11 protein-coding genes are annotated in these 12,508 nt (G+C 45.5%); 1 reads left to right on the top strand and 10 read right to left on the bottom strand.

The features are described 5' to 3' along the window. Positions 1 to 5 precede the first annotated feature (5 nt). The 9 genes from B3F51_RS07850 to B3F51_RS07810 form a co-directional block, all read right to left on the bottom strand. Complete coding sequence (locus B3F51_RS07850) at positions 6 to 800, bottom strand: M50 family metallopeptidase (protein ID WP_070371869.1); 795 nt, start codon at positions 798 to 800, stop codon at positions 6 to 8. Between the two features lie 8 nt (positions 801 to 808). Further along, a complete protein-coding gene (locus B3F51_RS07845) occupies positions 809 to 1,693 on the bottom strand; it encodes a phosphatidate cytidylyltransferase (protein WP_148637446.1) in 885 nt (294 codons plus the stop codon). Next, positions 1,677 to 2,387: an isoprenyl transferase gene (locus B3F51_RS07840; RefSeq protein WP_148637445.1), complete on the bottom strand. Its 711-nt coding sequence runs from the start codon at positions 2,385 to 2,387 to the stop codon at positions 1,677 to 1,679. The genes B3F51_RS07845 and B3F51_RS07840 overlap by 17 nt, the downstream gene beginning before the upstream one ends. A gap of 386 nt (positions 2,388 to 2,773) precedes the next feature. Beyond that, entirely contained in the window at positions 2,774 to 3,418 is a 645-nt protein-coding gene (locus B3F51_RS07835; protein WP_070371867.1) for a helix-turn-helix transcriptional regulator, read from the bottom strand. Between the two features lie 118 nt (positions 3,419 to 3,536). Continuing rightward, entirely contained in the window at positions 3,537 to 3,920 is a 384-nt protein-coding gene (locus B3F51_RS07830) for a Rid family detoxifying hydrolase (RefSeq protein ID WP_070371866.1), read from the bottom strand. Positions 3,921 to 4,025: 105 nt separating this feature from the next. After that, a complete protein-coding gene (locus tag B3F51_RS07825; protein ID WP_148637444.1) occupies positions 4,026 to 4,664 on the bottom strand; it encodes an ABC transporter ATP-binding protein in 639 nt (212 codons plus the stop codon). Beyond that, positions 4,649 to 5,422: an ABC transporter permease gene (locus B3F51_RS07820; protein ID WP_243134775.1), complete on the bottom strand. Its 774-nt coding sequence runs from the start codon at positions 5,420 to 5,422 to the stop codon at positions 4,649 to 4,651. The genes B3F51_RS07825 and B3F51_RS07820 overlap by 16 nt, the downstream gene beginning before the upstream one ends. Next, positions 5,412 to 6,410 (bottom strand): ABC transporter substrate-binding protein, encoded by a 999-nt coding sequence (locus tag B3F51_RS07815; RefSeq protein WP_286946426.1) that lies wholly within the window; start codon positions 6,408 to 6,410, stop codon positions 5,412 to 5,414. Before B3F51_RS07815 ends, B3F51_RS07820 begins: the two co-directional genes overlap by 11 nt. 18 nt (positions 6,411 to 6,428) lie before the next feature. Next, a complete protein-coding gene (locus B3F51_RS07810) occupies positions 6,429 to 6,665 on the bottom strand; it encodes a TM1266 family iron-only hydrogenase system putative regulator (protein WP_228882341.1) in 237 nt (78 codons plus the stop codon). Positions 6,666 to 7,141: 476 nt separating this feature from the next. Here B3F51_RS07810 and B3F51_RS07805 point away from each other — a divergent pair, with 476 nt between their 5' ends. Further along, positions 7,142 to 8,908 carry a S8 family serine peptidase gene (locus B3F51_RS07805; protein WP_286946425.1) on the top strand — a complete coding sequence of 589 codons (1,767 nt, stop codon included), beginning with the start codon at positions 7,142 to 7,144 and terminating at the stop codon, positions 8,906 to 8,908. 75 nt (positions 8,909 to 8,983) lie between these two features. On the opposite strand, the gene B3F51_RS07800 is transcribed toward B3F51_RS07805, so the two are convergent. Beyond that, complete coding sequence (locus B3F51_RS07800; RefSeq protein ID WP_286946424.1) at positions 8,984 to 12,451, bottom strand: ABC transporter permease; 3,468 nt, start codon at positions 12,449 to 12,451, stop codon at positions 8,984 to 8,986. Positions 12,452 to 12,508: the final 57 nt, after the last annotated feature.

Below are 12,508 nucleotides of genomic sequence, written 5' to 3'. Positions count from 1 at the left end.
CTCTCCTATGCCGCCAAACGCATGACATCATTCACAGCAATCAGAATTGCCAGGGCAATCAAGGCGATAAAACCAAAATAATTGATCTTCATTTCCAGTTCGGGACTGAGTTTCCGGCGCACCACCATTTCAATCAAAATAATAAAGATCCGTCCGCCATCCAGCGCTGGCAATGGAAACAGGTTGATGATCCCCAGATTGACACTGAGCATGGCAGTAAAGGCCAGTAAAATAATCAGTCCGCTCTGTAAAAAGGTATCCACCATCGATACCATGCCAATCGGACCAGCCAGTTGATCCAGACCCACCTGGCCGGTAAACAACATCCCAAAGCTCTGAAAAATCAGACCGGAAAACCGCCAGGTGTTTAAAAAGGCCGTGCCGATGGCATCAAAGACATTGGTATGACCGGTAAACAGGGCCACCACAACCAGGCAAACCACTGCAAAAATGATGTTCATCGCCGAACCGGCCACCAGTACCAGCAGCTTTTGGCCCCGGCTTTTGGCTTCATAACTGCGGGGATCAATAGGGATATTGGGATCTCTGGGAATCAGGTTGCCGTCTGTATCAAATTCCGGTTCTTCGCCCCGCATTTTACAAAAGCCACCCACCGGAAAGGCCCGAATTGTGAACAGGGTTTCTTTGCCCTGTCGGCCAAACAGTTTTGGCCCCATGCCAATGGCAAACTCTTCGACAAAGATGCCGGTTTTTTTGGCCACCATAAAATGTCCCAGTTCATGTACAATCACCAGGACACATAAAATCAGTAGTGTAATCAGGATGGTATAGAGATTCAAATTTTCACCTACGCAATGCCAATGGTTAGTTTGGCAAAAATATAAATTAGCGGAATGATAAATAGGATACTGTCAAAGCGATCCAAAATTCCGCCATGACCGGGCAGGATGGTGCCAAAATCTTTAATTTTGGCTTTTCGCTTGATCATTGAGGCGGTTAAATCGCCACACTGTCCGGCGATGCTACCAAAAACCCCAACGACCAGATATAAATACCAGGGCAACACAAAACTGAAATAGGAACTCAGAATGGTGCCGTAAAGAATGGTACACAAGGCCGCAACGACAACACCACCGACTGAACCGGCGATGGTTTTTTTTGGGCTGATCAAAGGAGCGATCTTGCGGTTGCCGATTGATTTACCAATAAAATATGCCGCTGTATCAGTTGTGAACGCAATCACGAAAATCAGCCACATATAGTAAGGCCCTTTGTTAACCGTTTCAAACAAAAACAGGTGACCAAACATAATCGGCACATAAATAAGTCCCATCAGGGTAGCGCTACCACGCTCAATTCCCGCATTTCCTGATAAGATTTCATAACAGAAAATAATGATAAAGGCCACCAGCAGAACCGGCATCAGAAAGTAATAATCCAGTTTGATGGTCACCATTAGCATAACCATCAGGATAATCATTAAAACCACATTCATTTTAGGCCGAATCATTTTATTGATGGCTCGGGTATACTCCATTGTTCCGACAAATGCCAGGATTGACACGCCGACAACCAGGATAAATCCCCCGGTGTAGAGTATAAAAATAAGCAACGGCAGACCAATGACCCCAGTCCAGATTCGGGTTTTCATAGAGCTCTTTTCAGCCCGTCGATTTTCAGCCAGTGCCCGTTCTGCCCGACGACTCTCAAGACTGCTACTCGGCCGATCCATAGCGCCGATTCCTTTTCTGATAATTTTTAATCATTTCATAATAGACGTCGACTTCAAAATCAGGCCAATAAACGTCTGTAAACATAAATTCGGAGTAGGCCATCTGCCACAGCATAAAATTGCTAAGCCGGCTTTCCCCACCGGTCCGAATCAACAGATCTGGATCTGGTTGACCTTTGGTGTAAAGTTGATCACTGATGTGCTGTTCTGTCACGGCTTCCGGATCAATCCCCTGAGCGATCAGTGCTTTGACGGCATGAAGAATTTCATCTCTGCCACCATAATTCAGGGCAATATTTAACACCAGCCCAGTATTTTCTGCGGTGGTGCTCATAGCCTTTACAGCGGCTTCTCTGACTTTTTTTGCCAGTCCATTTACGTTGCCGATGACATTAATTTTAACATTGTTTTGATGGAGTTCGCCAACTTCTTTATGAAAATACTCAACCGCAATATTCATCAGTCCATCAACTTCTTCGGGACTCCTTTTCCAATTCTCAGTTGAAAAAGCATACATAGTAATTATTTTTATTCCAGCATCAGAGGATGCCCGGACAATTTTCTTTAATGTCTTCATGCCAGCATTGTGGCCAAATAACCGGGGCCGATTTTTCGCCTTCGCCCAACGGCCATTACCGTCCATGATTATGGCTATATGTTCCGGCAGATTATCGCTATTTAACTGACTCGTCATATTGCACCTCTATTTCTCTTATATTTAGGCAATTGTTTTCTTGTTTGTAATATCAATATTATATGCTATTTTAAAAGATTTGTAAATTCTCTCACCTGGAGCTCAATTGAAACAAGATTTCCTTAAGACTCAATTCTCCATCTTCATAACAGCTTTTTCTCCGTCAAAAAAGGAAAAACCTCAGGCTAAGCCTGAGGTCTTCCTGGAAATTATTGTGAAAATGAGAATTATTGATATCAATATAACATCTTTCAGGCAAAAAGTAAACGATTAAATAAAAATAATTTTATTTTTATTCTGATTAAGAATAACCTTAACCATTTTAACGTTGCGTTTATCATTTTAACCGTTACCCATATAATTAAAATCGTCGCTGCTTACTACAATCATTTTTTTGTTGCTGAAAGATAACGATACAGAGTCGGCACCGATACCCCCATACACTTGGCCAAATACCAGACCGTGCCCTTAACCGAAAAAGTACCCATCTCATTGAGTTTTCCGACCAGTTCAATTTTTTCATCCTTGGATAAAGACTTCAGTTTTTTCAACAGATCCCGGGAGATGTGATTTAAATTATTGTCGACCAATTCTTTGACATCAATGTTTATTTTATCCGGGCCTTTTTCTTGTTCAGCGGTCTCTACGAGCGGTGGCCGGATCATCTTATCCAAGAGTTCTCTGGCGGCAATTAAGTCCTGGCAATCCGAGTTGATACAGATCATCCCGATTAAAACGTCATTTTCATCCTTAATAAACCATGATGCCGATTTAATTGATTCTTTCTTCTTGAATTTTTTGGGATCATTGTTCATATAGGGTACTTTTTTGTGCACTTCACTTCTGAGAATTCTCAGATTCGTTTCAGTAATCGGATCACCAACCTTCCGACCGCTGATATGGCCATTGCGAATCGCAATCACGGAATGATGCCAGTCCGTCAGATCATGAAGTACCACTTCCGTATTATCGCCCATAAAATCGGCTAAAAAATCTACCAGTGACACATAGTTCTGCAATTTTTTGTTCAAACTTCCCCTCGCTTTTTTCATCGTCACATTCAGTCAATAAGATACCCATGATCATTTGCCGAAACGGCATGACCATGGGCGTTTAAATTATTCGATCTGTTTTTTTGCATTAGTAATCTTATTTTACAGCAATGGCTTCAATTTCGAAAAGTGCTGCCTTGGGCAAAGCCGCTACCTGCATACAGGAACGGGCAGGATACTCTGCCTGGCCTTCAAAGAATTCGGCATAAATGTCATTGACCACCCCAAAATCAGCCATATTTGCCAGAAACACCGTGGTTTTAACAATATCGCTCCGACTGAATCCAGCCTCTTCCAAAACAGCATTCAAATTGTCCAAACCTCGTTTAGCCTGCTCCGCTACGCCTTCTGCCAATTCACCGGTTTCCGGAATCAGACCCAACTGACCCGACGTGTATAAGGTATCCCCCACTAAATAAGCGTGTGAATATGGCCCTACTGCCGCCGGGGCTTTCTTCGCAATTATTGCTTTTTTATTCATATTGACTTCTCCTTAAATTAGTTTTTTGCCTATCGATTCAGTTTAACATACGACTTAACAATTTTCACCAGGTAACTCCATTCAATTTAAATATTTTGATTACAATCAAACCCGGATTTCTCTGCTGAGCAGCTGAACCGGTTTGTCAGAAAAGGTCAACACTTCCTGAGCCAAGCGACTGATTTCATCTTCATTGTGACTGACAAAAATCACCGTCCGTTTGTCCTGGGCCCAGATCTTTGAAAAATCGTCGATCAGACGATTTTTAAGCGCACAATCCAGACTGCTAAAGGGTTCATCCATCAACAACAATTCAGAAGGGTATAGAAATGCCCGGGCAATCGAAACCCGCTGGCGCATCCCCCCACTGAGTTCCGAAGGATAATGGTCTCCCACCGTTGCCAGACCTACCAATTCCAGCATCGCATCGATGTCGGCATCATGAGGACCCGGCATCTTAATTGATTTTTCTTTAAAGACAAAACGGAGATTTTCCCGGACGGTGCGCCAGGGCAGCAAGCGGGGCTCCTGAAAAATATATGAGATCGACTGGAAGTTAATTCCTGCTATGGTTCCACAATCAGGCTGTTCCAGACCACTACAAAGATTGAGCAGGGTGGTTTTGCCAGCCCCGGAGGGACCAAGAATGCCAGTTATTTTATTTTTTTTAATCACCAAATTGAAGTTCTCAAAAATCGTCTCTGCCCCATATTTTTTACTGAGGTTTTTTATGACAATGGACATTGTCCCTCCCCCTTTCGATTATTTCCAATCACATGGAGGGTGATCTTTTCAATGGCAAGGCTGCAAATCACAATGACGAGCGTCCAGGAAAACAGCAAATCGGTTTCCAGATATATTTTGGCATAATACAAATTCATCCCGATTGATGGCAAGGCATTGGCCAGCACTTCGGCGGTAACGGTAACCTTCCAGCCCAGACCGATGGCATTCATCAGTGCTGAAACCGCAAACGGTTTAACCGATGGTACATAAATATCCCGGATTATTTTAGTTTGATCAACGTTATAAATTTTAGCCATCTCCAACAGCTTTTTATCGGTGGTTCTCACCCCCTGTACGACATTTGTCCAGGTGACTGGAAAACAGATCAGAAAGGTGACTACTAGGGGTACCAACCCCGAGGCAATCCACAGATTAATCAGAATGATCACCGAAACCACGGGCAACGATTTAATGGTACTGACAAACGGATTCATGATCTCATAAAAAGGTTTGTTAAGTCCGCCAGCCAGACCTAGCACCAGACCCAGCGCCACTGAAATAAAAACCCCTCCGAAAACCCGTAGCAGAGTTGCCCCGATACTCACAAAAAACTCAAAATCCCCTGCCAGGATAATCACACCTTCAAGGGTTTTAAGCGGCGATGGCAGCACCAGTGGGCTATCGACCCACCAGGCTGCCAGGGCCCAAAGAAGCACCCAAAAAATGGCGACTCCTATTTTTTTTATGATCGTATTGAACGGTCTTTTATTTTCCAAGAACGTAGAACTCTTCACCAGGAACTTTTCCTCCAACAGCTTTTGGTTCAAAACCAGCTAATATGGTGTAGTATTCATTTAAAGACTGCTGCGCCTCTTTAACTGGAATAAAGACAATATTACAATTGGGAATCGCTTTTTCAGCCAGGGTCGCATCGGTCATGATCCCGGCTGCCACAATATTTTTCGCCCCTTCGGCCGGGTTCTCATTGACTGAATCAATGGAGGCTTCGTAGGCTTCCATAAATTTTTTCAGCACCTCAGGGTTCGCTTCAGCCCACTCTTTATTAACAACCAATGTTGTCATCTGCAGTTGCGAACCGTTGCTGGCCGCTTCCCAGGCTTCTGACATATCCACAGCGATTTTGATATTCGGTTTTTTTGTTGTAATCGTCGTCACAAACGGTTCCGGAATCATCGCAATGGTGGCCTGTCCAGCCGCCAATTGTGTGACTGCTTCACTGTGTTCCGCCACATAATTAATGGTGACATCAACACCTGGTGTCAAGCCATTTTTTTTCAGTAAGTAATTCAGCACATATTCCGGGGTTGAGCCCTGTCCGCTGGCAACAATGGTTTTTCCTTTTAAATCAGCGATACTGGCTACCCCAGCGGTTTCATCAGCAACGATATAAAGCACGCCCAAGGTGTTGACCGATCCCAGAACAACCTGTCCCTCCGTTTTATTAAACAACACTGCGCCCAGGTTGCTGGGCAGGGCGGCCAGCTGAAATTCTCCGCTGATCACACTGGCCGTCAGTTGATCCGGTGCACCGGCCACAGTAAATTCGGTGGTCACATTTTCTCCCAGATCGACGCCGTTAACAATCATTTCGGCCATTCCCATTCCAGTTGGTCCTGCCAGGGTTCCAACCTTAACAGTTTGTGGTTCTGCCGGCTTTGCCTGACAAGCAGTAAAAGCCAGGATCATCCCCATCATCAAGCCAACCAGAACAATCATTTTCTTTGCGTTCATTTTTTTAATCATTTTCTTCTTCATCCTTTTCTAAAACTCTTTTTTTGAAACAGTTAATTTTGAATGTACTTCTTTTAATTTACCCAACTGACCGTTTAAAGAATTTATCTCGTCCATATTACCGCATAAGGTGACGCAAACAATGGAGATGCCCTTATCCGAAAGTGGTAAGCCCATCCGACCAATGACCAGCGATTGATAGGATGCAATAATCCGATTAAACGCTTCCTGCACTTCCTGTGGATTTTCTAAAATTGCAGTTAGCACCGCGACACGTTCGATGTTCGATCACTCCTTTCAAATTACTCAAAAAAAACTTCCTGTTAAACAGGAAGGCAGCAATAAAACAACCTGCTGACGCAGATTTAATTTCAAACCAATTCCTTCCAAATCAGAATTTCTTTTCTGTCAGGTAAACACATTCAATTGTAATCATTTTAACATTTATATAGTTTATTTAAAAGAAAAAGAAGCTGTAAAAATTCGATTTTCGATTCATATTTCGAAAAATACCGGCTTGCGTATTGATGCTTCTTTTCTTTTGATGAAACGACAGTTCGTCTTAATAAACCAATTCGCAAGCCAGGCTTATAAATTTCAAAATCATCCCTCATTTCGACTTCATTACCCAGTAAAAATAAGGTAATCACGGGATAATTGTGCTACAATAATTTTATAAGTATTTTGAGTTGTTACTCTGTGTTCGCGTTGCAGCAACTACATAAAGATCCAAGGAGAGTTCCATGAAACCAAAAACGAAACACCTACTGTGTTTGTTTAGCATTGTGCTGTCAATGTTTTTTCTGCCAGCCCCAATCCTAGCCAATGAATCAACTAAAACAGTTGCTATAAACAATCCCAGTGAAGTGAGTGGGGAAGCGCAAATGACTATCAATACCCTGTCCGAAATTCCTGATGTGGACAGCACCGGAAACATCGATTCGCAGGTCGTAATCATTTACAAAAATACCAGTCCCTTAAATGTTCAAAGTCTGTCTTTATCGACCAATGAGGTTGTCTCCGGCGAAACGATCTCAGATCGAGTTGATGTTTTAGAAGTAAAAAGCGATGTCGACATCGATGCCTTTATTAAAACCATCAATGAAAACCCCAATGTTCTGGTGGCCGATCGCAATTGTATCTTAAGAACCTATGACCTGCCAAACGATCCGTATGTAACCGATGGGAGCGCCTGGCAGTTTGTAAGCATTGGCGCTGATCAAACCTGGGATCAGGTAGCCAATTCTGAAACCGTTGGTATCGCTGTTTTAGACACCGGTTTAAATACCAGCCATCCCGATCTGGTTGGCCGAATCATTGCCGGTTATGACTATGTCAACAAGAGCGATGCGGTAACGGATCAAGATGGTCACGGTACCCTGGTCAGCGGTTTTATTGCCGCTACTGCCAATAACGGCATCGGTCTTTCTGGTGTCGCTGGCACCGCCAATATAAAGATTGCCCCCTACCGGGTCGGAACCAAGGGTCTCTCGGTGGCTAATATCTGCGCTGCTCTGATGGATGCTGCTGATCGCTCTGATATTAAAGTCATTAATATGAGTTATGGCGGTTATGAATACAATAACAGCGAGGCTGCCGCTATTGCATACGCCAAAGACCGGGGCAAGGTTCTGGTTGCAGCAGCCGGAAATGAGGGAGAACCAACAGATCCGGAGGCCGGACTCCCTTCTTATCCAGCTTCCTACGATGGCGTTATTTCGGTGGCCGCTACCACCCGTTCCAATGAGCGGGCTACCTTCTCCCAGTATAACAGCATGGTCGATCTGGCTGCTCCTGGTGAAAATGTCTATACGACCTCAATTTCTAATGGTTACAAAAGCGACAGTGGCACCTCTTTCTCTGCTCCGATTGTTGCCGGTGCCTGCGGCGTGTTGCTGGCTGCCAACGGTGATTTAAGTGCCCGCGATGTCGAAACGGCTCTGACAAGCACTGCGCTTGATCTGGGTGATCCTGGCAAAGATGATGCCTTCGGTTATGGTTTAATCCAGTTGGATCAGGCCTTACAAAAGGTTGTCACGGATAAACCTTTATCGGTCTTATATAAAACCCATATTCAAAATCTTGGCTGGGAACCGCTCTTTAAACGAAATGGCGAGCTCAGCGGCACTTCCGGTTTAGGTTACCGCCTGGAAGCCATTCAAATTCTCTTGGATAATCCTGGCTACGACCTGGGTATTGCCTATCACACCCATATCCAGGACATCGGCTGGCAGGATTGGCGTTATGACGGCGAGCTCAGCGGTACTTCCGGAGCAGGATTACGGCTGGAAGCCATTCAGATTAAACTCACCGGCGCCGATGCCAATCAATTTGACCTCTACTACCGTACCCATGTTCAAAATTTGGGCTGGCTGAGTTGGGCAGCTAACGGCGAACAATCCGGCTCCTCCGGCTACGGCTACCGCCTGGAAAGCATTGAGGTAAAAGTTGTTCCCAAAGGAACCCCCTTTGATACCTCCGGCGATTCGTTTATCACTAATCCGGTATAAAACACCCCCACAGATTGACAACAAATTTAAAGCCGACTGAAAATTTAAAACTTTCAGTCGGCTTTTTTGTCCAAATTATTCAATTGATTTGAGTGATTCCACCATGCTGATTCGCTTGATCAGTGGGGTCATTAGAATATTAACTATAAAGGTAAAAGCCAGTGTAAAGACCACCGAGTAAATAAAACTGGTTGGCTCAATTTCCCGGGCAAACATGGCAATATCGGTTTCCACGGTGTTGATGATAAACCCATCCAGCAGAACGCCTAAGAATAAACCAACCACGATCCCAATCGCCGAAAGGACAATGTTCTCCCGAAAAATATATTTGTATACTTCCATGTCATAGAAACCCAAGACCCGGATGGTCGCAATTTCCCGGACCCGTTCCGAAATATTTATGTTGGTGAGATTATAAAGCACCACCGCTGCCAACGCCCCCGCCGAAATAAGCATCACAACGACTACAATACTCAAACTGCTGAGGCTGTCTGATGATGATTTAACAATGTTTCCGGTAAAGTTCACTGCCACCACCCCATCTTTGGCCAGCCACTCATTGGCAATGGCATTTTCCAGGTCGGTATTGGTATCGGGAATATTAACGTAGGCCATATTCACCATCAATGGTTTTCCAAAGGCTTTTTCATAAACGGCTGGCGATAAGTAAAGATAATTTTCCAGATAATTTTCGGTGATGGCACCTAAAACCACCTCGTGACTTTCGTCATCATTGTAAATCCGGATCGTGTCCCCGACCTTAAGTCCCAGACTATTGGCAACTTTTTCCGATAAAACAGCACCAGCCGCTTCCAGATTAATGGCTTCTCCAGAACTTCTGTCCTGCAGGTGAATAAAATGATCAATCTTCGCCGCTGTTTCCGGTACAAACAGATAGGCAGCTTTACCACTCTCCGTTCCCGCTTTTTCAATGGTCATCTTGGACTGATGGGCCAGCATATTTTCACCAAAACGGCTATCACTATCCAGCATTTTTTTGAAATCTGCTTTTTCGGCCAGAGTTCCTTCATTTTTTAAAGCCATGTAGCCATCAAAAACGGTAATGTTCTCAAACTGCCGTGGGATCATCGAGAAGATTGCATCCTGAAGCCCGAACCCGGCTAGAATCAGGGCCGTGCACCCGGCGATCCCAATCACGGTCATAAAAAATCGACCCTTGTAACGCAGCAGATTACGGGCAGTCACTTTTTCAATAAAACCCAATCGTTTCCAGATAAACGGAATGCTTTCCAGAAAAATTCGTTTTCCGATTTTAGGAGCCTTGGGGCGCATCAACTCCGAAGGGTGTTCTTTGAGCTCATAATGGGTAACAATCACCGCCGCCGCCACCGTACAGGAAATCGCAATTAAACAGGAAACGATAATCGGCAACCAGGGCGGTGCAATGACTAAATCGGGCACCTGATAAAGCAGACCATAGGCACTGGAAATTAGATACGGCAGCGTATTGATGCCGATAATTAAACCAATTGCAGAACCAATGCTACCTGCTAATAAGGCATAGATAAAAAACTTCGAGCCGATCTGATAATGCCGGTAACCCAGCGCTTTCAAAGTTCCAATCTGGGTTCGCTGTTCTTCTACCATCCGGGTCATGGTGGTAAAAGACACCAGCGCTGCTACCAGTAGAAAAATAAGGGGAAAGACCCCGGAAATATTATCAATCCGCTGGGCATCCTCACCATAGCTGGTATAGCCGGGGTTATCATCACGGTTGAACAGATACCATTTTCCAAATTCCAGATCGCCGATTTTCGCCTCTGCTTTGGCCAGCTCATTGGCTGCATTGGCCAGTTCGGCCTCACCCTCGGCCCGTTTCTGAACCAGCTGGGCTTCGCCATCAGCTAGCTCCCCCCAGCCAGCCTCTAATTTGGCCTGAGAAGCAATCAGGGTTCCCAGTCCCTCTTCCTTGCCCGCCTCGAAGGCAGCAATCCCGGCATTGAGCTGTTTCTTACTGTCGGCCAGTTTTGTCCATCCGGCCGACAACTGATTCTCACCATCGATTTTGGCCTGGGCCAGAGCAGCTTCTGCCTGGGGTAGCGTCGCTTCCAACTCGGCCAGCTGGATTCGCATCCCGTTTAGCTGGGCCTGAAAAACATAAATATCATCGATCCCCTGCTGGATCTGATCTCTTCCAGCGTAAGCCTGAGATAAGCCCGCTTCGACTCCGGCAATCTGGCTGTTGATCTCAGCCAGTTGGGCTTCTAACGCAGCCAGCCGTTCCTGATAATCTGGAGCAGTCGGATCCAGGCTCTGAATCTGGCCTTCAACTCCGACCTGCAGCGCTTTAAGGTTTGCCAAGGCACTTTCACCCTGGGTAATCTGGTTTTCCAGCTCAGCCAGCTGAGCTTCCAAGTCCGGCAGTTGACCTGAAGGATCCTGCGCTTCCATTTGAGCAATACCGCTTTTTAACTCACTGATACCCTGGCGCAAGGTTTCCAGTTGGGCTTCCCCTGCCGCCAGTTCCTGTTTTAAGGTCGCGGCGCCATTAATCAGCTGAGCTTCACCCTGAACGATCTGATTCCGGGCATCATCAAGCTGAGCCTGAGTCTGAGCGATGGTGAAGTAATACTCATCCCAGCCAGCACTGAGGGCTGCCTCGCCATCAACCAACTGGTTTCTGGCATCAGCCAAGCTAGCCTCACCATGGGCGATCCCCGCATTAAATTGGGCTACCCCATCGTTGTACTTGACCCGGCCCTTATCCAGTTCAGCCTGAGCCTTGTCCATAATATCGCTGTAATTGATTTCCAGTTGTTCGATTCCCAACGCTTCCAGCTTATTTTCCAGGCTAACGATGGCTGACGCATATTCATCAGAATAGGGCTTAACCCCATCGACACTGGCCTGAGACAGGAGATAAACTTCAGTAAAACGTTCAAAGGCGAAATTTTCAACCGGAATGAACCCATAATAATCAACCTCCCCTCGACCAACCGAGGTACTGCCCCGCTCGATGGAAACAAACTGGGGTGATCGGACAAAACCGACGATGGTGAATTGATCCCGTTTGATCGACTCGGAGAGGGCTTTATCGCCGACCTCCGGGAATAACTTAATGACTTCGCCCAGTTGATAAATATGGCTGGAAACCCCCATGCCTTTATCTTCCTGGGGCTGTTCCATCAGTATTTCTCCGGCGTTTTCCGGCAACCGCCCAGCCACCAGGACTGGCTGATTAAGGGTCTGATCCCTTTGGAAAGCCATCATTTTAATGACCGGTCGCTTGTCGCCCCGCTCAATGATTACATCTGCCGAATAGCTGGGCATTACGGTTGCCACCCCCGGGGTGTTCTTGATGGCCTCCACATCGGCTGGCAAAAAGCCATAGGTGGAAACCAGCCGCATGTCCATCAGTTGCTGGTTCTGATAGTACTCACTGACTGTGTGTTTCATACTGGGGCCGGTTGTTTTAACCCCCACAAAAAAACAGATCCCCAGAGCAATAATGGCAACGATCGATAGAAAACGGTTCCTGGATTTTTTTATTTCTCTGAGTGTATCTTTTTGCAATGCTTTCATTGGACTGTCCTTTGTTATCATTATTTTATGTCCAACTCTGCCACCAATCGTACGTTA

This window comes from Acetobacterium sp. UBA5834 (genome assembly GCF_002435675.1).
In the GTDB taxonomy this organism is placed as follows: Bacteria; Bacillota; Clostridia; order Eubacteriales; family Eubacteriaceae; genus Acetobacterium; species Acetobacterium wieringae.
The sequence above is the reverse complement of the archived record's forward strand: the minus strand, read 5'-3'. Positions and strand labels throughout refer to the sequence as shown.

What these genes read in the sequence shown, in the direction of transcription:
- B3F51_RS07845 (WP_148637446.1), bottom strand. Translation starts at nt 1,693, where the DNA reads ATGGATCGGCCGAGTAGCAGTCTTGAGAGTCGTCGGGCAGAACGGGCA.
- B3F51_RS07840 (WP_148637445.1), bottom strand. Translation starts at nt 2,387, where the DNA reads ATGACGAGTCAGTTAAATAGCGATAATCTGCCGGAACATATAGCCATA.
- B3F51_RS07830 (WP_070371866.1), bottom strand. Translation starts at nt 3,920, where the DNA reads ATGAATAAAAAAGCAATAATTGCGAAGAAAGCCCCGGCGGCAGTAGGG.
- B3F51_RS07825 (WP_148637444.1), bottom strand. Translation starts at nt 4,664, where the DNA reads ATGTCCATTGTCATAAAAAACCTCAGTAAAAAATATGGGGCAGAGACG.
- B3F51_RS07815 (WP_286946426.1), bottom strand. Translation starts at nt 6,410, where the DNA reads ATGATTAAAAAAATGAACGCAAAGAAAATGATTGTTCTGGTTGGCTTG.
- B3F51_RS07805 (WP_286946425.1), top strand. Translation starts at nt 7,142, where the DNA reads ATGAAACCAAAAACGAAACACCTACTGTGTTTGTTTAGCATTGTGCTG.
- B3F51_RS07800 (WP_286946424.1), bottom strand. Translation starts at nt 12,451, where the DNA reads ATGAAAGCATTGCAAAAAGATACACTCAGAGAAATAAAAAAATCCAGG.